The sequence below is a fragment of the Geodermatophilus obscurus genome (assembly GCF_900115395.1).
Classification (GTDB): domain Bacteria; phylum Actinomycetota; class Actinomycetes; order Mycobacteriales; family Geodermatophilaceae; genus Geodermatophilus; species Geodermatophilus obscurus_B.
In genome coordinates, this window is sequence record NZ_FOWE01000006.1 from 33,147 (window position 1) to 53,164 (window position 20,018).

Below are 20,018 nucleotides of genomic sequence, written 5' to 3' on the forward strand. Positions count from 1 at the left end.
TCCTCCCTCAGCGCTCGCCGAACGTCTCGGCCAGCCAGCGCTCGGCGTCGATCGCCGCGGCGGCGCCGGTGCCGGCGGAGGTGATGGCCTGCCGGTAGACGTGGTCGACGACGTCACCGCAGGCGAAGACGCCGTCGATGTTGGTGCGCGTGGTGGGGTGCTCGACCTGGATGTAGCCCTCGTCGTCGAGCTTGAGCTGGCCCACGAAGAGCTCGCTGCGCGGGTCGTGACCGATGGCCACGAACACGCCGGACACCGGCAGCTCCTCGGTCGCGCCGCTGGCGACGTCGGTGAGCCGGACGCCGGAGACGGTCTGCTCGCCCAGGACGTCGGTGATCTGCTTGCCGAGCTGCCAGCGGATCTTCTCGTTGTCCTGCGCGCGCTTCTGCATGATCTTCGAGGCGCGCAGCTCCTCGCGGCGGTGCACGACCGTGACGCTCTTGGCGAAGCGGGTGAGGAAGGTGGCCTCCTCCATCGCCGAGTCGCCACCGCCGACGACGACGATGTCCTGGTCGCGGAAGAAGAAGCCGTCACACGTGGCACAGGCGGAGACGCCGCGGCCGAGCAGGCGCTGCTCGTTGTCCAGGCCCAGGTACCGGTACTTCGAGCCGGTGGCCACGATGACCGCGTGGGCGAGGTGCACCTCGTCGCCGACCTTGACCACCTTCGGCGTGGCGGTGAGGTCGACCTCGCTGACGTCGCGCGCGACCAGCTCGGCGCCGAAGCGCTCGGCCTGGGTGCGCATGTCGTCCATGAGCTGGGGGCCCTGGATGCCCTCGGCGAAGCCGGGGAAGTTCTCGACCTCGGTGGTGGTCATCAGCGCGCCACCGAACTGGGAGCCCTCGAACACCAGCGGGTGGAGGTTGGCCCGTGCGGCGTAGATGGCCGCGGTGTACCCGGCCGGGCCGGACCCGATGATGATCAGGTCGCGCACGCCGTCGTGCTCGGCGGGCGGGATCACCGGCGAGGTGATCTCGGTCGTCGTGGCGGGGCCAGGGGTCGGCTGGGGATCGGTCACGTGCGGCACAACGCCGGATCGTAGGGCCGGATTCCCCGCCGGCCCCCGTCCGAGGGGGGTGTCGGTCAGGTCGCGGGGGTGACCGCGACCTCGGCGACGGCGCCGGCGAAGCCGTCCTCGGCCGGCACGAGGGAGGTCACCCACACCAGCACGTACTGCGCCGTCACCGGCTCCTCGAGGGCCAGGTCGGCGGTGCCGTCGACGGTGCCGGACGCGGCCACGGGGAAGGACTCCAGGTCGCCGTCGGCGGAGTCGCCGGTGCGGACCTCGACGGTGATGCCCGGGGTGGTCGTCGTGACCGTCACCGCGCCGACCGCCTGCGCCGAGCCGAGGTCCAGGAGCACCCCCACGCCGGGCTTGAGGTTGCCGAAGTCGGGCGTGCCGCGGTAGGTCAGCGTGCTCCACGCGGTGGCCGGGTCGCCGTCGAAGACGAGAGGCACCTCGTCGCCGTTCTCCGACTCGCCGTCGCCGAAGGGGTCGAACACCGTCCCCGAGGTGACGGCGAGGGGTGCCGCGGAGTCTCCGGAGGGCTCCGCGTCGTCCTCGGCCGGGGCGCTGCTGGAGGGTGCCGACGGCGCCGAGCCGGGCACCTCGTCGACGTTGCCCGCCACGGAGAGCACGTTGTTGCCGACCCACCAGGCCAGCAGCACGACGACGACGAGCGCGGCCAGGGGCAGTGCGACGACCAGCAGCCGGCGGGAGGGTGAGGACCGCCGGCGCCGGTCGTCCTCGAGGTCGTCCTCGAGGTCGTCGTCGGTGTCGGTGTCGTCGCCCAGTGCCCCGGCGAAGACCGGGTCGTCGTCGGCAGCGGGGTCCCAGCGGTCCTCGTCGGCGGCCTCGGGGGGCGCGGTCCGGCCCGACGGCACGGGCGGCAGGACGGCCGGGGAGAGGCGCTGCGGGCGGTCGGCGGGGGCGGCGTCGGCGGGGGCCGCGTCAGCTGGGGACACCACGGCGGGTGCTGCGTCGGCGGGTGCCGCAGCGGTGACCGGCCCGGCGGTGACCGGCCCCGCGGCGTCGCGGTTCTCGGCGTCGCGGTTCTGGGCGTCGCGGTTCTGGGCGTCGCGGTGCTCGCGGAGCCGGCGCAGCCAGCCGCTGTCGGTCTCGTCGCGGTCGCGGACCGGCACGGAGGCGTGCCCGCCCCTGCGCGGCCGCTCGGCGAGCAGGGCGGCCATGGCCGCGGCACTGGCCAGCCGGCCGGTCGGCTCGGGGGAGCGGGCGCGCCGGACCAGGGCGGCCAGGTCGGGCTCGTGGATGACCCCGCCGGCCCGCCCGCCGGTCAGGCACGCCTCGAGCAGCGCGCCGAGCGCGTCGATGTCGTCCTGGACGCTGCCGGTCGCGGCGGGGACGGCGCGCAGCCCGACCAGGCCGTTGGGGCGCAGGACGACGGTCTCCGGGCTCAGCCCGCCGACGGCGAGGCCGACCCGGTGCGCCTCGGCGACGCCCTCGGCGAGCCGGCGCAGCACGGTGCGCGCCTGCCGCTCGTCCATCGGCCCGTCCTCGAGCCGCTCGGCGAGGGTCTGGCCCTCGATCCACTCGTTGACGACGTAGGCGGCGCCGCCCTCACCGCCGGTGCCCTCGGAGGCGTCGTAGACCATCGCCAGCGCGGGCGTGGCCAGGCCGCCGGCGGTCAGCGCCCGGGCGATCCAGGTGCGCGCGGGCGGCCCGCCGGGGACGTGCACGCGGATCGCGACGTCGCGGTTGAGGATGCGGTCCTTGGCCCGCCAGCAGTGGATGACGCCGGTGTCGGTGTGCTCCTCGGGACCGATCTCGTCGAGGGGCCGGTAGCGGTCGGGGAGCCCGGTGATCGTGGACGTCACGGACGCTGCCGACCCCCTGTGTCTCTCCGGCCGGTGGCGCGCTGCCCCGGACCGGTGCCGCGGAGCGCCGGCCGGAGGGCGCTCACCCGCGGCCCAGCCGCGCGCGGACGGCGGCGAGGGGTTCCCGGAGCTCCGGGACACGGGCGAGCACGAACCCGGTCAGGGCCGTGACACCGACGACCACGGTACCGATCACGAGGGTGCCGAGCGAGCCCCCCGGTGACGTCCCGAGAGCGTCGTCGGTCACCCCGACCACGAAGTGCCCCACCAGGCCGGCCAGCGCGGCCGCCAGGACCATCCGCAGCACCGGGCCGAGCGTCTCGCGGGTGCGCAGGCCGCCGAGCGTGCGCTGCAGCGCCACGTGCCCGAGCACCCAGCCGGCGAGGTAGGTGACGCTGGTGACCAGCATCAGCCCGGCGACGACGTGCTCGGGCCCCACGACGACGGGGACCAGCAGCAGCAGCGGCACCCGGACGGCGACCATCCCCAGCTGGATCAGGGTGGGCGTGCGGGCGTCCTTCATGGCGTAGAAGACGCGCAGCTGCAGCAGGGTGACGGCCATCGGCAGCAGCCCGAAGGCACCGAGCGCGAGGGCGGTGCCGATGGCGCGGGCGTCGTCGAGGCCGGTCTGGCCGCGGGCGAAGGCGACCGTGGCCAGCGCCGGGCCGACGACGGTGAGCGCGGCCGCGACCGGCAGCAGCCCCAGCGCCGAGAGCCGGGTGCCGAGGGCGAGGTCGGAGACGACGCCGGGCACGTCGTGGCGGGCGGCGGCGCGGCTCATCCGCGGCACGAGGGCGGTGAGCAGGGCGACGCCGATGATCCCGTAGGGCATCTGGAACAGCAGGCTGGCGATGGCCAGGGCGCTGGACCCCAGCCCGCCCTCGCGGGTGGCGGCGTTGGCGATCCGGGTGGCCACGATGACGCCGACCTGGCTGACGGCGACGTAGCCGATGACCCACACGCCCAGGCCGCCCACCTCGCGCAGGCCGATCGCGCGCAGGTTCCACCGCGGCCGCAGGGGCACGCCGGCGCGGCGCAGCAGCGGCAGGAGCACCAGCGCCTGCACCGCGATGCCGAGCAGCGTGCCGCCGCCGAGCAGCCACACCTGCTGCGCGGTGATGGTCCCCGGCTCGAGGTCGCCGGGCCCGCTCGCCATCACGAACAGCACGCCGGTGGCGATGACGACGACGTTGTTGAGCACCGGCGCCCACGCGGGTGGGCCGAAGACGCCTCGGGAGTTGAGGATCGCCTGGGCCAGCGCCCCGATGCCGTAGAAGACGATCTCCACCAGCAGGATCCGCGCCAGCCAGTTCGCCAGCCGGACCTGCTCCGGGTCCCCCTGGATGCCGTAGAGCGCGGTGAGCAGCGGGGCGACGGCCACCGCGACCGCGGTGACCACCACCAGCCCGGCGATCGCCACGGTGGACAGCCGCTGCGCGTAGGCCACGCCGCCGTCGCGGTCGCGCTCCTGGGCATGCACGAGCAGCGGCACGATCACCGAGGTCAGGACTCCGCCGAGCAGCAGCTCGTAGACGATGTTGGGCAGCGTGTTGGCGGTGTTGTAGGCGTCGTTGACCAGGCCCACGCCCAGCGCCGCGGCCAGCACCACCGTGCGCAGCAGGCCGGTGATCCGGCTGACCAGCGTCGCCACGGCCATCGTGCCCGCCGCGCGCAGGATGCCGCGGCTGGCGCCGGGGGCGCCCTCGCGCTCGCGGGCCTGCTCCTCGGTCTCGCCCTCCGGCGCCTGCGGCACCGGGGGCAGCACCAGGATCGGGATGACCTGGGTCTCGTCGGCCGGCAGGAACCGGTGGCGCACCGGCGGCGGGACGGGCGGCAGCGGCCGGGGTGAGCGCCGCACCGCCGCGGGCGGGGGCACCGGCGGGGGCACCGGCGGGGACGCGGCGGGCGGCACCGGCGGCGGTCCGGCGGCGCGGTCGGCCGCCGCCTCCGGGCGGGGTCGCGCCGGCGGCGGCACCGGGGGCACGGGGCGACGGGCCGGCCGGGACGGCAGCCGGGAGTCCGGCGGCGGTGCGACCGGGTAGGGCGGCGGGGGCAGCGGGCGCTCGCGGGCGCGGTCCCGTCCGCCGGGCGACGGCGGGACCGGCGGCAGCGGCCGCTGGGCGGGCGCGTCCTCGTCGCTGCGCGGGCCGCCGGTCACACCGGGCTCCGGCTGGGCGGGAACGCGGGACCGGCGGCCGGCGTGACGTCCTCCTCGGCACGGCCTCGGCGTCGCAGGAAGAGCACCCCGCGGCGGAGGAACAGCAGGCCGAGCAGGACGGCGGCGCCGATGGTGATCGACAGCGAGATGGTCCCGTAGGCGGTGCTGCGCACCTGGATGGCGACGTCGTCGCCGAGCGGCCCGCCGTTCGGGGTGGTGAGGCCCGCGGTGACGGCGAACCGTCCCGACTGGCGGAGCTCGGTGGGGACCTCCAGCGTCGTGCGCTGCCCCGGGGCGAGCTCCTGGGGCCCGAGGTCGCCGATGGTCAGGCCGACGTTGTCACGGGTGCGGACGTCGAGCAGGACCCGGACGGCGAAGGGCAGGTCGTTCTGCACGGTGAGCACCAGCGGGGAGTCGTCGGAGGCGAGGCTGTAGGTGCCGTCGGCCGGCGCCAGCAGGGTGACGCGCTGGCGCAGCCCGGCGAGGGTGGCCCGCAGGTCGGTCGCCACCTGGACGAAGGCGGCCGGCTCGTCGCGCCAGGCCACCGAGGCGGCGCGGGAGACGGCGGCGTCGTAGGGGGCCAGCACGGTGGCGGGGTCGGCGGTGACGGCGCCGGCGAGGTCGTCGCGCACGCCGGCGGCCCCGGCGATGTCGGCCAGGCCGGCGGGGTCGAGCGGGGCGGCGTCGGCGGGCTGCACCAGGGTGCCGGCGTCGATGGCCGGGCCGGCCGCGAGGTCGGCGAGCGAGGCCGCGCGCAGGCCCGGCACCGCGGTCTGCCCGATCATCGCCGCGACGGTGCCGGGGTCGGGGTCGACGTCCCGCGGCGGGGCGACGAGCACCGACTGGCCCGCCGGGTCGGTCGCCGGCTGCTGGGACAGCAGGACGAGCTCGGCGAGGTAGCGCTGCTCGGCCACCCGTGGGCCGCCGGAGGCGCTCGCCGCGGAGCCGACGAGGCCGGACAGCCCGCTGTCGGCGACGAGCGCGTCGACCGGCCCGTCCTGGCCGGGCACGGTGGTGCGGGCGGCCGCGCCGCCGCCGGCGACGCCGAGCGCCCGCTCGCCGGCGGTGAGCGCACTGGAGGCGACGACGACGCGGTCGACGCCGCCGGCGCGCAGCGTGCCGAGGGTGTCGGGCCGCACGGAGCCACCGGCGGCCCAGGCGAGGTCGGTGCGCGGGGCGACGCCGAGCGCGTCCCGCAGCAGCGCCGCACCCGCCGGCCCGGGGGACTCCGCCCCGGCCGCGCCAGGAGCGGAGCCGGTGCCCTCCCCCGTGTCGTCGGTGCTCTCGTCGGTGGTCCCGGCCGCGCCCGGCAGGCTCCGCAGGACCGCGGCGGGCAGCCCGGCGGCCTGCAGGGCGTCGGCGTCGACGTCGCCGTAGGGCAGGGCCACGACCGGGTGGTCGGCGGCCACGGCGCGCAGCCGCGTCAGCCACGCCGCGGCGGCCTCGGTGCCGGCGCCGGCGCCGTCCGCGCCCGCGACGGCGTAGGGGCCGTCGGCCATGAGCGAGAGCTCCTCGACCAGCGCCGGGTCGACCGCGACGGTGACCGGTGCGGCCGGGGCCTCGATGGGCGCGCCCGGCGCCACGACCGTGGGCACCTGCTCGAGGACGGCCAGCGCGCGGTCGAGCCGGCCGCCGTCGGACACCAGGTCGGCGAGGCCGTCGTCGACGAACTCGCCGGAGGCGTCGCGGTGGGTGCGCTCGGCCAGGGGCCACAGCCAGGCCACCGAGGTCGCAGCGGCGGGCGCGGCGGTCTGCTGGACCACCGACGTGCTCACCTCGGCGACCCGCCGCGCCGTGCCGTCGGCCCCGGTGCCGTTGACGATGAGCAGGACGGGGTAGACGCCGTCGCGGTCCAGCCGCAGGTCGGCCGTGGTGACGGAGTAGGTGAAGTCCACCCGCGCGCCCGGCCCGAGCGGACCGGGCAGCGGCACGAAGGGCATGGTCGCCGCCGACATCGGGTCGGGGTCGGCGTCGTTGCCGATGAGCTCCGCGCGGGTGGTGAGGACCTCGCCGCGCTGTAGGCGGACGCCGAGGTCGGTCAGGGTCTCCGCGCCGGTGTTGGTCAGCGTGCCGCTCAGCGTCACCGTGCCGCCCGGGGCGACGGTGCGGGGGTCGAGTCGGGTGAGCTCCACGACCACCGGGCGCTCCGGGTCGGGGGCCGGGGTGGGTGCGGGTGCGGGTGCCGGTGCGGACGGTGCGGCGGCGGCCGGCGGCGCGGTCCCGGCGAGCGCCGGCCCGGCCAGCAGCGGGAGGGTCAGCAGCGCCGTCGTCAGGACTCGGCGGGCACAGGCGCCGGGCCGCGTCCCGCCGGCCCCGGCTCCGGGGGTGCTGTGCCTGGGACGGAGCGGGCGCGCGGGGTCACGCACTGTCGGCGAGCAGCGCCGGCGCGCGCTCGACCAGCGCCCGCTCGTCGGCGTAGGCCAGCCGGGCGCTCAGCTCGTCGAGGGGGACCCAGGCGACCTCGGTCACCTCGACGTCGGCGTCGGAGAGGGCGCCGCCGATGGCGCGCAGCAGGAAGTGGTGCACCGTCTTGTGGATGCGGCGCCCCTCGGCGACGAACCAGAAGTCGATGATGCCGAGCGGGGCGAGGACCTCGCCGATGATGCCGGTCTCCTCGGCCACCTCCCGGACGGCGGTGTCCTCCGGGGTCTCGCCCTCCTCGATGTGCCCCTTGGGCAGGGACCACAGCAGCCGGCCGCGGCGGTCGGTGCGGCCGATCAGCGCGGCGCGGGGTCCGGTGACGCCGTCGTCGGCGACCACCAGACCCCCGGCGGAGGTCTCGTCGACCCGGCGGAGACGGCGGCCGGGGCGCCCGCGTGCACCGGTCCCTCCCATGCGAGGAGGGTAGCGCGAGACGTCGCACTACCCTGGCTCGTCGTGTCCGGTGTGCCCCCGGCGGTCCAGCGGACCGTGCGCGACCTCGTCGACGTCTCCCCCGTGCTCGTCGAGCTCGGGCGGCGGTTCGCCGACGCCGGGTTCCAGGCACACCTGGTGGGCGGATCGGTGCGCGACGCGCTGCTCGCGGCGGGGTCCGGGGACCCCGCCCCGGCCGCCGGCGACCTCGACGTCACCACCGACGCCCGGCCCGAGCAGGTGCTCGCGCTGCTGCGCGGCTGGGCGGGTTCCACGTGGAACCAGGGCATCGCCTTCGGCACGGTCGGCGTCGAGATCCGGGGCACGCGGGTGGAGATCACCACCTTCCGGGCCGACCGCTACGACCGGGAGTCGCGCAACCCGGAGGTGGCCTGGGGGACGTCGCTCGTGGACGACCTGGCCCGCCGCGACTTCACCGTCAACGCGATGGCCGTGTCGCTGGGTCCCGACCGCACCGTCACCGACCCCTTCGGCGGCCTCGGTGACCTGCTGGCCCGGCGGCTGCGCACCCCCGGCGCGGCGACGGACTCCTTCGCCGACGACCCGCTGCGGATGCTGCGCGCCGTCCGCTTCGTCGCCCAGCTCGGCCTCACGCCCGCCGACGAGGTGGTCGCGGCCCTCACCGCCATGTCCGGCGAGCTGGCGCGGATCACGCCCGAGCGGGTGCAGGCCGAGCTGTCGAAGACGCTGCTGCAGGACGCCCCGCGGCAGGCGCTCGAGCTGTTCGTCTCCACCGGCCTCGCCGACGTCGTCCTGCCCGAGCTGCCCGCGCTGCGGATGGAGATCGACGAGCACCACCAGCACAAGGACGTCTACAGCCACTCGCTGACCGTGCTCGACCAGGCGATCGCGCTGGAGGAGGCCGACCCGGACGCCCCGTCGCCGGACCTGGTGCTGCGGCTGGCCGCCCTGCTGCACGACATCGGCAAGCCCGCGACCCGGCGGCACGAGCCGCGGGGCCGCGTCTCCTTCCACCACCACGAGGTGGTCGGCGCCAAGCTCGTGCGCAAGCGGCTGACGGCGCTGCGCTACCCGAAGGACGTCGTCGAGGCGGTCGCCCGGCTCACCTTCCTGCACCTGCGCTTCCACGGCTACGGCCGCGGCGAGTGGACCGACTCGGCGGTGCGCCGCTACGTCACCGACGCCGGCGACCTGCTGCCGCGGCTGCACAAGCTGGTGCGCTCGGACTGCACCACCCGCAACCGGCGGCGCGCGGCGGCGCTGTCGGCGACCTACGACTCGCTGGAGCAGCGGATCGCGGAGCTGTCGAGAGCCGAGGACCTGGCGCGCATCCGCCCCGACCTCGACGGCAACGCGATCATGGAGATCCTGGGCATCGGCCCGGGCCGCGAGGTCGGCGAGGCCTGGCGTTTCCTCAAGGACCTCCGCCTCGAGCGCGGCCCGCTCGACCCCGACGAGGCCGAGGCGCAGCTGCGCGCCTGGTGGGCCGCCCGCTCCTGACTCCCCCGGTCGGGTGGCACTCCCCGCCCGGACCCTGCTGCACCGCGCCGTCCGCCGGTAGGACGGACCCCCGGACGACGACGGGGAGACCGGGTGCACGGCGAGGAGCGGGACGACGGCGGGACGCAGCCGTCCCGGACCGCGCCGCGCCCGCCGTGGCCCTCGGAGGCGCCCTCGGTGCCGGTGTCGGGGTGGACCCCGCTGCGGGTGGCGATCGTCGCGCTGCTGGTGGCCGCGCTGGTGCTCTGGTCGAGCGCGCTGGCCCAGGGCGCCCGGTGGCCCTGGGAGGGCCGCTACGACTTCACGCTGCCCTCCGGGGCGGTGGCGCTGGAGGCGGACGAACGCCCGTCCCCCGGGGTCGGGGCCGCCGCGCAGCCCCTGGGCGCTCCCCCGCCGGCATCCGCCGCGGACGGCAGCTGGTCGTTCCTGCGCCTGCAGCGCGACGGCGTCACGCCGGTCGCCTACGACCCCTGTCGTCCCGTGCACTACGTCGTCCGCCCGGACGACGCCCCGCCGGGCTTCGAGTCGCTCGTCGAGGAGGCCGTGGCGGAGGTCGCCGCGGCCACCGGGCTGCGGTTCGTCTACGACGGGCGCACCGACGAGCGGGTCACCCGTGACCGCGCCGCCTCCCAGCCGGCCCGCTACGGCGACCGGTGGGCGCCGGTGCTGCTCTCCTTCGAGCGCCCCGCCGACAACCCCGACGTGGGTCGCGGCATCGCCGGCCGGGGCGGCAGCGACGCCGTCTCCGCCGGGGGCCCGTGGGTGTACGTGACCGGCTCCGTCGTCGTCGACGCCGACTGGGCCGCCGAGGCGGCGGGGAGCCCGTGGGGGCGGGCCGCGGTGCGTGCCGTGCTGGTCCACGAGCTCGGTCACGTCCTGGGCCTGGACCACGTGGACGACCCGGACGAGCTCATGCACGTGACCAACGACGGCCAGGTCGACCTCGGGCCCGGTGACCTCGCCGGCCTGGCGGAGCTCGGTCGCGGCGCCTGCGAGCCCGGGCTCTAGGCTGCGTGCACCCGGGTGGCGCGGGCGTAGCCGGCGGCGGTGAGGCCGTACAGCGCGGCGACGACGACCAGCCCCGGCACCGAGCGTCCCGACGCGGGCAGCAGCAGCGCAGCGGTCACCAGGGCGGCGACGTAGGCGACGTTGACGGTGGTGTCGTAGACGGAGAACACCCGACCGCGGAAGTCGTCGTCGACCGAGCGCTGCAGGGTGGCGTCGACGCAGATCTTCACGGCCTGCGCGACGAACCCCAGCACCAGGCCGGCGGCCACCAGCCCGGCGGGGGCGAACGTCAGCCCCAGGGCCGGCTGCAGGACCGCACCGCCGGCGAGCAGGAGCACCACCCACCGGCGGGTGCCCAGCCGGCGCACCGCCGGGGGCGTGACCGCGGCCGCCAGCAGGGTGCCGACCGAGCCGGCCGCCAGCACCTGGCCCAGGCCGGCCAGTCCGCCGGCGAGGACCGGCCCGGTGCTCCCGGCCAGCGGGCCGCGGTAGAGCAGCAGGGTCATGAGCGTGAGCAGGCCGTAGCAGACCCGGTGGGCGCCGATGGCGGCCAGCGCGGCGACGGCGGCCGGGCGCTCCCCCAGGTGCCGGGCGCCGGCGACCATCCCGCGCAGCACGGCGCGCGCGGTCGTCCCGCCCGGGCCGTCCCCGGCGTCGGGTCCGAGGTACGGGCGCGCGAAGCCCGCCGCGACGGCGGCCGACGCCAGGTAGGGCAGCGCCGCCGCGAGCGCCACCGCGGCGTAGGCGGCGTCCCCCGCCGTCCCGAGCTGCAGCAGACCCAGGGCGGCCAGCCCGCCGGCGACCGTGGCCACCGCCCCCGACGTGGTCGACAGGGCGTTGGCCGGCACCAGCGCGGCGGGGTCGGTGGTGTGCGGCAGGGCGGCCGACAGCGCCGACAGCAGGAAGCGGGTGACGGCGAAGACGGCGAGCCCGGCCGCGTAGAACAGCGGGCCGTCGTCCCCGGCGAGCACCAGGGCCGCGACGACGGCGACCTGCCCGGCCCGCAGCACGTTCGCCCGCACGAGCACCTGCCGCCGGCTCCACCGGTCCAGCCACACCCCGGCGAAGGGGCCGACGACGGAGTACGGCAGCAGCAGGACGGCGAAGGCGGCGGCGACGTCGACGGGGTCGGCGGCGCGCTGGGGGTTGAACAGCACCGTCCCGGCCAGCGCTGCCTGCAGCACGCCGTCGCCGGACTGGGCGAGCAGCCGGGCGGCGAGCAAGCGGCGGAAGTCCCCGCGGGAGAGCAGGTGCCGCACGCTGGTGCCGGCCGCCCGCACCAGCCCACGATACGGGGCGGCCTCGTCCGCCCCTGGCCGCCGGACTGTTGCACACTGGTCGTGATGTCCTCGGTGCCCTCGTCACCCGATCCCGAGTCCGCCCGGCCCGCCCCGGCGGTCCCGGGGCGACGCCGCGCGGCGGTCCCCACCCTGTCGACCGGCACGCTCGACGACGTCGGCCCCGGGTCCCTGCTGGTCGCGATGCCGGCGCTGAGCGACCCCAACTTCGCCGGCGCCGTCGTCTACGTGCTCGACCACAACGACAGCGGCACCCTCGGCGTCGTCCTGGGCCGGCCCAGCCAGGTCGAGATCCGCGACGTGCTGCCCGGCTGGTGCGACCTCGCCGTCGAGCCGGCGGTGTTCCACGTCGGCGGCCCGTGCGAGACCGACACCGCGCTGTGCCTGGCCGCCTGCCCGGGCGAGGGTCAGGAGCCGGCGGGGCTGCGCCGGGTGGCCGGCGACGTGTACCTCGTCGACCTCGACGCCGACCCCGACGCCCTCGACCACGGCGTCTCGGGCCTGCGGGTGTTCGCCGGCTACGCCGGCTGGTCCCCCGGCCAGCTCGCCGGCGAGATCGCCGAGGGCGCGTGGGCGTGCGTCCCCGGCAGCCCCGCGGACGTCCTCAGCGACCTGTCGGGCCCGCAGCTGTGGCGCGCGGTCCTGGCCCGCCAGACCGGCCGCCTGGCCGTGCTGTCGACGGCCCCGGCCGACCCCTCGGCCAACTGACCTCACCCGGTCGGGCAGTACCGGTCGCCGGACACGCCGTACCGGCTGCGCGCGCCGTCGGGATCTGGTAGGAACGTCCTCGGAGGGGGCGGTCTGGGGAAGAGGCCGCCCCCTCCACCCATGTCCGGCCCTAGACGCCCAGCGCGGTGGCGATCTCCGGGTGCGCGGTGGCGTCGAGGCTCTGGTCCTCCGCCGGCAGCGCGATCGTGCGGGGCCCGTGGTCGGCGAGGGTCACCGTCACCGTCCCCACCGCCGACTCCTCCTGGCCGGGCAGCGCGGCCTCGAAGCGCAGCAGCAGGTCGCTGGCGTCGTCCACGGCCACCGACCAGCCCGTCTCGGAGCCGTAGACCGAGGCCAGCCGGCTGTCGATGGAGCGCTGGCCCTCCCACGTCGCCCCGCCGTCGAGGAAGGCGGCGGCGTCGTCGGGCTCGTCGGCGCCGAGGTTGAGCACCATCTGCACGACGACGTCGGTCAGCGGCACCGCGTCGGGTCCGGCCGCCAGGGGGCGGCGCACGAACGGGACGTCGGGCAGGCCCGCGGCGGTCAGCGCCTCGGGCAGGCCGGGCACGTCGCCCACCCAGATCTCCTCGCGGGTGAAGAACAGGGTGCGGACGTCGTCGGGCCGGCCGTCGCCGTAGGAGGTCACCGACCGGGCGCGGCCCGCGGCGCCGGCGAGGTCGACCTCGCCGGTGAGGGTCAGCAGGCCGTCCTCGCCGAACGGGGCGGTGACGACGACGTCGGCGCCGCCCTCCTCCGCGTCGCGGGCGAGCAGCCCGGCCAGCACCTGCGCCTCCTCGGTGGTCACCGGGTCACCGGGCTGCCGCTCGGCGTCCTCCGAGCAGCCGGTCAGCCCGACCCCGAGCGCGACCAGCGCGGTCGCGAGCAGGCGGCGCGGCATGCCGGTCAGCGTAGGCAGCCCGGCGCCGTCCCCGGTGTCCCGACAGGCCCGTACACGCGACGGGGCCCGCCCTCCGTGCGGAGGGCGGGCCCCAGGTGAGCTGCTGGGGTCTACCTGCAGGGTCCCGCGCCGAGCGTCAGCGAGGCGTGGGGGGCAGGTAGGTCCTTCATCGCTCGACGTCGCCGCGGATGAAGGCCTCCACGGCGTCGCGGGCCTCGCTGTCGCTGTACTGCACCGGCGGCGACTTCATGAAGTACGACGACGCCGAGAGGATGGGGCCGCCGATCCCGCGGTCCTTGGCGATCTTCGCGGCGCGGACGGCGTCGATGATGATGCCGGCCGAGTTCGGGGAGTCCCAGACCTCGAGCTTGTACTCGAGGTTCAGCGGGACGTCGCCGAAGGCGCGGCCCTCGAGCCGGACGTAGGCCCACTTGCGGTCCGTCAGCCACGGCACGTGGTCCGACGGGCCGATGTGCACGTTGTCGGTGCCCATGTCGCGGTCGACCTGGCTGGTCACGGCCTGGGTCTTGGAGATCTTCTTCGACTCCAGGCGCTCGCGCTCGAGCATGTTCTTGAAGTCCATGTTGCCGCCGACGTTGAGCTGCATCGTGCGGTCGAGCTGCACGCCGCGGTCCTCGAACAGCTTGGCCAGCACCCGGTGGGTGATGGTGGCGCCGACCTGGCTCTTGATGTCGTCGCCGACGATCGGGACACCGGCGGCGGTGAACCTGTCCGCCCACTCCTTGGTGCCCGCGATGAACACCGGCAGCGCGTTGACGAACGCGACGCCTGCGTCGAGGGCGGCCTGGGCGTAGAACTCGGCGGCCTCCTGCGAGCCCACCGGCAGGTAGCAGACGAGGACGTCGGCGCCGGACTCGCGCAGGGCGGCCACGACGTCGACCGGCTGGTCGTCGGACTCCTCGATGGTCATCCGGTAGTACTTGCCCAGGCCGTCGAGGGTGGTGCCGCGCTGCACGGTCACGCCCAGCGGCGGGACGTCGCAGATCTTGATCGTGTTGTTCTCGCTGGCGACGATGGCCTCGGAGAGGTCGCGGCCGACCTTCTTGGCGTCGACGTCGAACGCGGCCACGAACTCGATGTCGGAGACGTGGTAGTCGCCGAAGCGGACGTGCATGAGGCCCGGGACCGAGGCGGTCTCGTCGGCGTCCCGGTAGTAGTGCACGCCCTGCACCAGCGAGGCGGCGCAGTTCCCGACGCCGACGATGGCGACCTTGACAGCTCCCATTGCTTTCCCTTCTCCCTGGACCCGGTGGTCCGTGTCGCGGGACCTCTCCGGTCCTGGCGGCGGCTGCGGTGGCTGAGCAGCCGGTGGTGCCTGCGGTCGTGCGGTGGTCAGTCCCCGCCGGGCCCGCGCTCGGGGTCGGGTCCGGACTCCGGGGAGCGCCGCTCGCTGTCGATCAGCTCCGACAGCCAGCGCACCTCCCGGTCGACCGAGTCCAGTCCGTGGCGCTGCAGCTCCAGCGTGTAGCGGTCGAGCCGTTCCCGGGTCCGCGCCAGTGAGGACCGCAGGCCGTCCCGCTGCCGTTCGACCGTGCGGCGGCGCCCCTCGAGGATGCGCAGCCGCACGTCGGCGGCGGTGTGCCGGAAGAAGGCCAGGTGGACGCCGAACAGCCTGCCGTCGTCGTACGCCTCGGGGCCGGCCTGGCTGACCAGCTCGGCGAAGCGCTCCTTGCCCTCCGCGGTGATCGTGTAGACCACCTTCCCGCGCCGGCCGGTGAGCGGCGGTGCGTCCGCCGGCAGCGGTGCCCGCCGGTCGGGCTCGTCGGTGGAGACGAGCCCGGCAGCGTGCAGCCGCTTCAACGCGGGGTACAGCGACCCGTAGGAGATGCTGCGCAGCCCACCGAGCACCTCCGCGAGCTGTTTGCGCAGCTCGTAGCCGTGCATCGGGGCCTGCTGCAGCAGTCCGAGGATGGCGAACTCGAGCATCTCGCCCCCCAGCGGTCCTGCCGGTCGATGTATCGAGACGATACATCGGGAGGTGGACGGCAGGACAACCGGTCGGCGTCACCCGATCGGGCGCGGGCAGGTCCCCGGCGGTGGCCGGACGCGCTGCCGGAGTGGTCGCGGGGAGTCCCGGGGGATGGCGGACCTGCGTACATTGGCGCAGTGCCCGGACGTCGCTCCGTCGTCGACTACTCGCTGCACCGGCGAGCCGTCCTCGCGGACGTCCGGGCCGGGCGCACCGGGCTCTTCGAGGTCTGTGACGCCAGCCCGTACCTCACCCGTGCGGCGAGGTACCACGGCCGGCCCACCGACGAGTCGTGTCCGGTGTGCCGCCGCGAACGCCTGACGATGGTGAACTACGTGTACGGCGAGTCGCTCGGCCACGTGGCCGGGCAGGCCAAGACCGACGCGGAGCTCGCCCGGATGGACGCGGCGCAGGAGGAGTTCTCCGTCTACACCGTCGAGGTGTGCCGAGGGTGCGGGTGGAACCACCTCGACTCCTCCTACGTCCTGGGGGTCGAGCCCGAGCCGGGCCGGCAGCCGCGCCGACGCGGTCGCACCGTCACGGACCAGCGCCACTACTGATCCGCTGGTCCGGACCGGCACCGCCGGCCCGGACTAGAACCGCGGGTCGGCCGGTTGCACATCGGCGGACCCGTCCGTCACACCCGTCCCGGGGTGCGGCGCGCCCCGCGCGTCCTCCCCGGCGCACACACCCGAGAACGCCACGCTGGGCCGGAATCCGTCCTGCCCACCGACTACCCGAGGAGGGGCTCCCTGGTGCCTCCCCACGACGAGACCTCCCCGGTCGGGCCCGCCGGTGTCCCGCCGCGGCGGCCGCCGGCCCGCACGCCCGCATCCGGTGGCGGTGCCCGCCGGACTGCCGGCGGCGCCGACCGCGCCCGCACGACGGCGGCCCGCAGCGGCGGCTCCCGCCCCGGCGGGTCCCGCCCGGCCGGCAGCCGCCCGGCAGGCGCCACGAGCGGCAAGGGCGGGAAGAAGCGCACCGCCAAACAGCGCCGCCGTCGCTGGCTGAAGGTGCTGCTGGGCACCGCCGCGGCGGTGCTCGTGCTGCTCGGCGTCTTCATCGGCGTCGTCTACGCCACGACCGAGGTGCCCGACCCCAACTCGGTGCAGAACGCGCAGACGACGGTCGTCTACTACGCCGACGGCACCACCGAGATGGCCCGCCTCGGCGACGCCAACCGCACCAACGTCGGCCTGGACCAGGTGTCCGAGGGCGCCCGCAACGCGATCCTCGCCGCGGAGAACCGGAGCTTCTACACCGACCCGGGCATCTCCTTCACCGGCATCGTCCGCGCCGCCTGGAACAACTTCACCGGCGGCTCGACGCAGGGTGGCTCGACGATCACCCAGCAGTACGTCAAGAACGCGTTCCTCACCCAGGAGCAGACGTTCAGCCGCAAGTTCCAGGAGCTCTTCCTCGCGGTCAAGCTCGACAACGAGGTCTCGAAGGACGAGATCCTCGAGAACTACCTCAACACCATCTACTTCGGCCGCGGCGCCTACGGCATCGAGGCCGCGGCGAACACCTTCTTCGGGGTGCCGGCCGCGCAGCTGACCCCGCAGCAGGGCGCGGTGCTCGCCGTGCAGATCCGCAGCCCCAGCTCCTACGACCCCGAGTCCAACCCCGAGGGTGCCCAGGACCGCTGGGGCCTGGTCCTCGACGGGATGGTCGAGGAGGGCTGGATGACCCAGGCCGAGCGCGACGCCTCGGTCTACCCGCCGGTCGCCCCCCGGCCGGAGTCCTCGGCGCTGAGCATCCCCACCGGCCCCGAGGGCCTGGTCGTCTCCCAGGCGCTGGCCGAGCTCGAGGCGCGCGGCTACTCCGACGAGCAGATCCGGACGAGCGGCCTGCGGATCACCACCACCGTGGACAAGGCCGCCCAGGACGCCGCCGTCACCGCGGTCAACGAGGTCATGGACGGCGAGCCCGAGGGGCTGCGGGAGGCGCTGGTCGCCGTCGACCCGAAGACCGGCGCGGTCCGCGCCTACTACGGCGGTCCCGTCGGCTCCGGCGACGGCGCCATCGACTACGCCCAGGCCCGCCGGCAGCCCGGCTCGTCGGTGAAGCCGTACGTGCTGGCCACCGCCCTGGACGAGGGCATCAGCGTCAACTCCCGCCGCGACGGCAGCTCCCCGCAGGAGTTCCCCGACCGCCCGGGCCTGCCGGTGCGCAACTCCGGCAACGCCCAGTGCGGCGCCTGCACCCTGGTCGAGGCGATGACCCGGTCGCTGAACACGACCTACTACGGCCTGGCCTACGAGGTCGGCCCGGACAACGTGCGCGACACGATCCTGCGCGCGACCGGGCTCCCCGAGACCTGGCCGGCCGTCACCGGGGGGCTGCTCGACGACGCGCGGACGCTGAGCGACCCGGAGACCGGTGCTACCGGCGGCTCGATCGGCATCGGCCAGTACGAGATGCGCCCGATCGACCAGGCCGTCGGCTTCGCCACGCTCGCCAACGGCGGTGTGCGGCACGCGGCGCACTTCGTCAGCCGGGTCACCGACTCCGAGGGTGCGGTGCTGCTGGAGAGCGGCGCCGACGCCGGCGAGCAGGTCATCCGGCCCGAGGTCGCCGCCGACACCACGTTCGCCCTCAAGGGCGTCGCGCAGTACTCGCGCCGGGCGCTCGACGGCGGCCGGGAGGTGGCGAGCAAGACCGGTACCCAGGGCCTGAACGCCTCGGAGAACTCCGACGCCTGGATGGTCGGGTACACGCCGTCGTTGTCGGCGGCCGTGTGGGTCGGCAACGACAACCCCAACGTCCCGATCGAGAACTCGCAGGGTCAGATCGTCTACGGCGCCGGTCTGCCGGGGGCCGTCTGGCAGCAGTTCATGGACACCGCGCTGGCCGGCACGCCGGAGGAGGACCTGCCCGACCGGGCGGTCATCCGCGGTGACACGGGCGAGGGCGTCCCCGAGCCGGAGCCGGAGCCGGCCCCGCGCACGGAGTCCGCGCCGACCTCGTCGGCCCCGGCGCCTCGGCCGCAGCCCGAGCCCGAGCCCGAGCCCGAGCCCGAGCCGGAGCCCGAGCCGGTCGAGGAGGAGACGACGGAGGAGGAGCCGGTCGAGGAGACGACGGAGGAGCCGGTCGAGGAGCCCACGGAGGAGCCGGCGGAGGAGCCGACCCAGGAGGGCGTCCCGGCGCCGCCCGCGGAGCCCGGCACCGGCTTCGGCGGCTGGGCGCCCGAGACCCAGGCACAGCCGGCCGCCTGATCCCCCCGGGCACACTGACCCGGTGAGCTCCTCCCCCACGGGCCCGTCCGCCCCGGCACCCCTGCCGGCGGACGGGCCCGCGGCGTCCCCGGCCGCGGACGGCCGCCCGGACCGCGTGGTGCCGACCTGGTCGGACCCGGTGGCGGTCCAGGCGAGCGAGGCCGTCGGCGGCCCGTGGGGCCGGCACGCGGTCACCGGTCGGGCGCTGTTCTGGACGCCGCTGCGCGTCTGCCTGCTCTACGCCACCGTCGTGCTGGCGGGGGCCTGGCTCAAGCAGTCCCCGTGCACGGACGGCAACTGGGCGGGCTCGGTGCAGTACACGCACCTGTGCTACTCCGACGCCGTCCCGCTCTTCGGCGTCCACGACCTCGGCTCCGGCGCCGTCCCCTACCTGGACGCCGCCGTGGAGTACCCGGTGCTCACCGGGGCGTTCATGGCGCTGGCGGCGGTGCTCGGCCGCGGTTACGAGAACCTGGCGACGGCGGCCGGCCTGCTCCCCCAGGTGCCGCCCGTGCAGGCCTACTACGTGGCCACCTGCCTGCTGCTGAGCCTGTGCGCGCTGGTCACCGTCCGCGCGGTCCTCGGCGCCGCGGGCCCCCGCCCCTGGGACGCGGCGATGATCGGCCTCTCGCCGCTGCTGCTGGTGCACGCCTTCACCAACTGGGACCTGTTCGCCGTCGCCCTGGCCGTCTGCGGGCTGTGGGCCTGGGCGCGCGAGCGGCCGGTGCTGGCCGGCGTCCTGCTGGGCCTGGGCACAGCCGCCAAGCTCTTCCCGGCGCTGCTGCTCGGGGCGCTGTTCCTGCTGTGCCTGCGGGCCGGGCGGCTGCGGGTGTGGCTGCGCGCGGCGGTCGCCGCGGGGGTGGCCTGGCTGGTCGTCGACGTCCCGGTCGCGCTGCTGGCGCCGGAGAACTGGTCGCTGTTCTTCCTGCTCAACAGCAGCCGGCCGGCCGATCCGGACACGATCTGGAACATGGTCATCACCGCCGCCGGCGGCGACCTGTTCGACGGGCCGCTCGCCGACGGCGAGACACCGGTGGTGCTCAACGCGGTCGTCGCCGTCTGCGTGCTCCTGGTGGTGGCCGCGGTCGGCTGGCTGACGCTGGCGGCGCCGGTGCGCCCGCGGGTGGCCCAGGTGGCGTTCCTGCTCGTGGCCGGCTTCCTGCTGGTCACCAAGGTGTGGAGCCCGCAGTTCTCGCTGTGGCTGCTGCCGCTGGCGGTGCTGGCCCGGCCGCGCTGGCGCTCGCTGCTGCTGTGGCAGGCCGCCGAGGCCGTGCTGTGGGTGGTGCGGATGCTCTGGTACCTCGGCACCGCCGAGCGCGGTGTCGGGATCGAGTGGTTCTTCCTCGCCGTCACCGTTCGCGACGTCGCCGTCGTCGTGCTGATGGCCCTGGTGGTGCGGGACGTGTGGCGTCCCGACGAGGACGTGGTGCGCACCTCGTGGCCGGGGGTCGACGACCCCGCCGGTGGCCCCCTCGACGGCGCCGCGGACGCGGTGGTGCTGCGTCGTCGCCGCATGATCAGGTCACCTGATCGTGCGGCGTCCTAGCTCGCCGTCGGGGGTGGGCCAGGA

General features: G+C 75.9%; 15 protein-coding genes. 6 read left to right on the top strand and 9 right to left on the bottom strand.

All coding sequences use genetic code 11. The annotated features are described in order from the left end of the window. Positions 1 to 7: 7 nt before the first annotated feature. The 5 genes from trxB to BM165_RS12755 all read right to left on the bottom strand — a co-directional run bounded on the left by trxB (position 8) and on the right by BM165_RS12755 (position 7,828). Complete coding sequence (trxB, locus tag BM165_RS12735) at positions 8 to 1,018, bottom strand: thioredoxin-disulfide reductase (protein ID WP_075014198.1); 1,011 nt, start codon at positions 1,016 to 1,018, stop codon at positions 8 to 10. A gap of 65 nt (positions 1,019 to 1,083) precedes the next feature. Next, positions 1,084 to 2,835, bottom strand: coding sequence for a protein kinase family protein (locus tag BM165_RS12740; protein WP_075013934.1), 1,752 nt, complete (start codon positions 2,833 to 2,835; stop codon positions 1,084 to 1,086). An 82-nt stretch (positions 2,836 to 2,917) separates the two neighbouring features. Beyond that, positions 2,918 to 4,993: a murein biosynthesis integral membrane protein MurJ gene (gene murJ / locus BM165_RS12745; RefSeq protein ID WP_280140713.1), complete on the bottom strand. Its 2,076-nt coding sequence runs from the start codon at positions 4,991 to 4,993 to the stop codon at positions 2,918 to 2,920. Continuing rightward, positions 4,990 to 7,359 (bottom strand): DUF6049 family protein, encoded by a 2,370-nt coding sequence (locus tag BM165_RS12750; RefSeq protein WP_075013935.1) that lies wholly within the window; start codon positions 7,357 to 7,359, stop codon positions 4,990 to 4,992. The genes murJ and BM165_RS12750 overlap by 4 nt, the downstream gene beginning before the upstream one ends. Continuing rightward, the gene (locus tag BM165_RS12755; RefSeq protein WP_075013936.1) at positions 7,352 to 7,828 is read right to left on the bottom strand and encodes an NUDIX hydrolase; all 477 of its coding nucleotides are present in this window, start codon (positions 7,826 to 7,828) and stop codon (positions 7,352 to 7,354) included. Before BM165_RS12755 ends, BM165_RS12750 begins: the two co-directional genes overlap by 8 nt. Before the next feature lie 42 nt (positions 7,829 to 7,870). On the opposite strand from BM165_RS12755, the gene BM165_RS12760 reads away from it, so the two are divergent. Both BM165_RS12760 and BM165_RS12765 read left to right on the top strand, forming a co-directional pair. Further along, positions 7,871 to 9,328: a CCA tRNA nucleotidyltransferase gene (locus BM165_RS12760; protein WP_244274206.1), complete on the top strand. Its 1,458-nt coding sequence runs from the start codon at positions 7,871 to 7,873 to the stop codon at positions 9,326 to 9,328. A gap of 93 nt (positions 9,329 to 9,421) precedes the next feature. Beyond that, the gene (locus BM165_RS12765) at positions 9,422 to 10,336 is read left to right on the top strand and encodes a matrixin family metalloprotease (protein ID WP_075013937.1); all 915 of its coding nucleotides are present in this window, start codon (positions 9,422 to 9,424) and stop codon (positions 10,334 to 10,336) included. Here BM165_RS12765 and BM165_RS12770 read toward each other — a convergent pair. Then, a complete protein-coding gene (locus BM165_RS12770; protein WP_075013938.1) occupies positions 10,333 to 11,616 on the bottom strand; it encodes an MFS transporter in 1,284 nt (427 codons plus the stop codon). The genes BM165_RS12765 and BM165_RS12770 overlap by 4 nt on opposite strands. A gap of 63 nt (positions 11,617 to 11,679) precedes the next feature. On the opposite strand from BM165_RS12770, the gene BM165_RS12775 reads away from it, so the two are divergent. Beyond that, entirely contained in the window at positions 11,680 to 12,342 is a 663-nt protein-coding gene (locus BM165_RS12775; protein ID WP_208976729.1) for a YqgE/AlgH family protein, read from the top strand. Positions 12,343 to 12,472: 130 nt separating this feature from the next. Here the strand turns inward: BM165_RS12775 and BM165_RS12780 are convergent, their stop codons facing one another. From BM165_RS12780 to BM165_RS12790, 3 genes are all read right to left on the bottom strand, one after another. Beyond that, positions 12,473 to 13,240 (bottom strand): hypothetical protein, encoded by a 768-nt coding sequence (locus BM165_RS12780; RefSeq protein ID WP_075013939.1) that lies wholly within the window; start codon positions 13,238 to 13,240, stop codon positions 12,473 to 12,475. A 166-nt stretch (positions 13,241 to 13,406) separates the two neighbouring features. Beyond that, positions 13,407 to 14,486: an inositol-3-phosphate synthase gene (locus BM165_RS12785; protein ID WP_075013940.1), complete on the bottom strand. Its 1,080-nt coding sequence runs from the start codon at positions 14,484 to 14,486 to the stop codon at positions 13,407 to 13,409. Positions 14,487 to 14,593: 107 nt separating this feature from the next. Beyond that, positions 14,594 to 15,187 (bottom strand): PadR family transcriptional regulator, encoded by a 594-nt coding sequence (locus BM165_RS12790; RefSeq protein ID WP_075013941.1) that lies wholly within the window; start codon positions 15,185 to 15,187, stop codon positions 14,594 to 14,596. Positions 15,188 to 15,367: 180 nt separating this feature from the next. Between BM165_RS12790 and BM165_RS12795 the strand changes: the two genes are divergently transcribed. From BM165_RS12795 to BM165_RS12805, 3 genes are all read left to right on the top strand, one after another. Beyond that, the gene (locus BM165_RS12795) at positions 15,368 to 15,790 is read left to right on the top strand and encodes a DUF5318 family protein (RefSeq protein ID WP_083427316.1); all 423 of its coding nucleotides are present in this window, start codon (positions 15,368 to 15,370) and stop codon (positions 15,788 to 15,790) included. Positions 15,791 to 15,985: 195 nt separating this feature from the next. Next, positions 15,986 to 18,448, top strand: a complete 2,463-nt coding sequence (locus tag BM165_RS12800) for a transglycosylase domain-containing protein (protein WP_083427317.1) — start codon at positions 15,986 to 15,988, stop codon at positions 18,446 to 18,448. 22 nt (positions 18,449 to 18,470) lie between these two features. Next, entirely contained in the window at positions 18,471 to 19,994 is a 1,524-nt protein-coding gene (locus tag BM165_RS12805; protein ID WP_075013942.1) for a glycosyltransferase family 87 protein, read from the top strand. Positions 19,995 to 20,018: the final 24 nt, after the last annotated feature.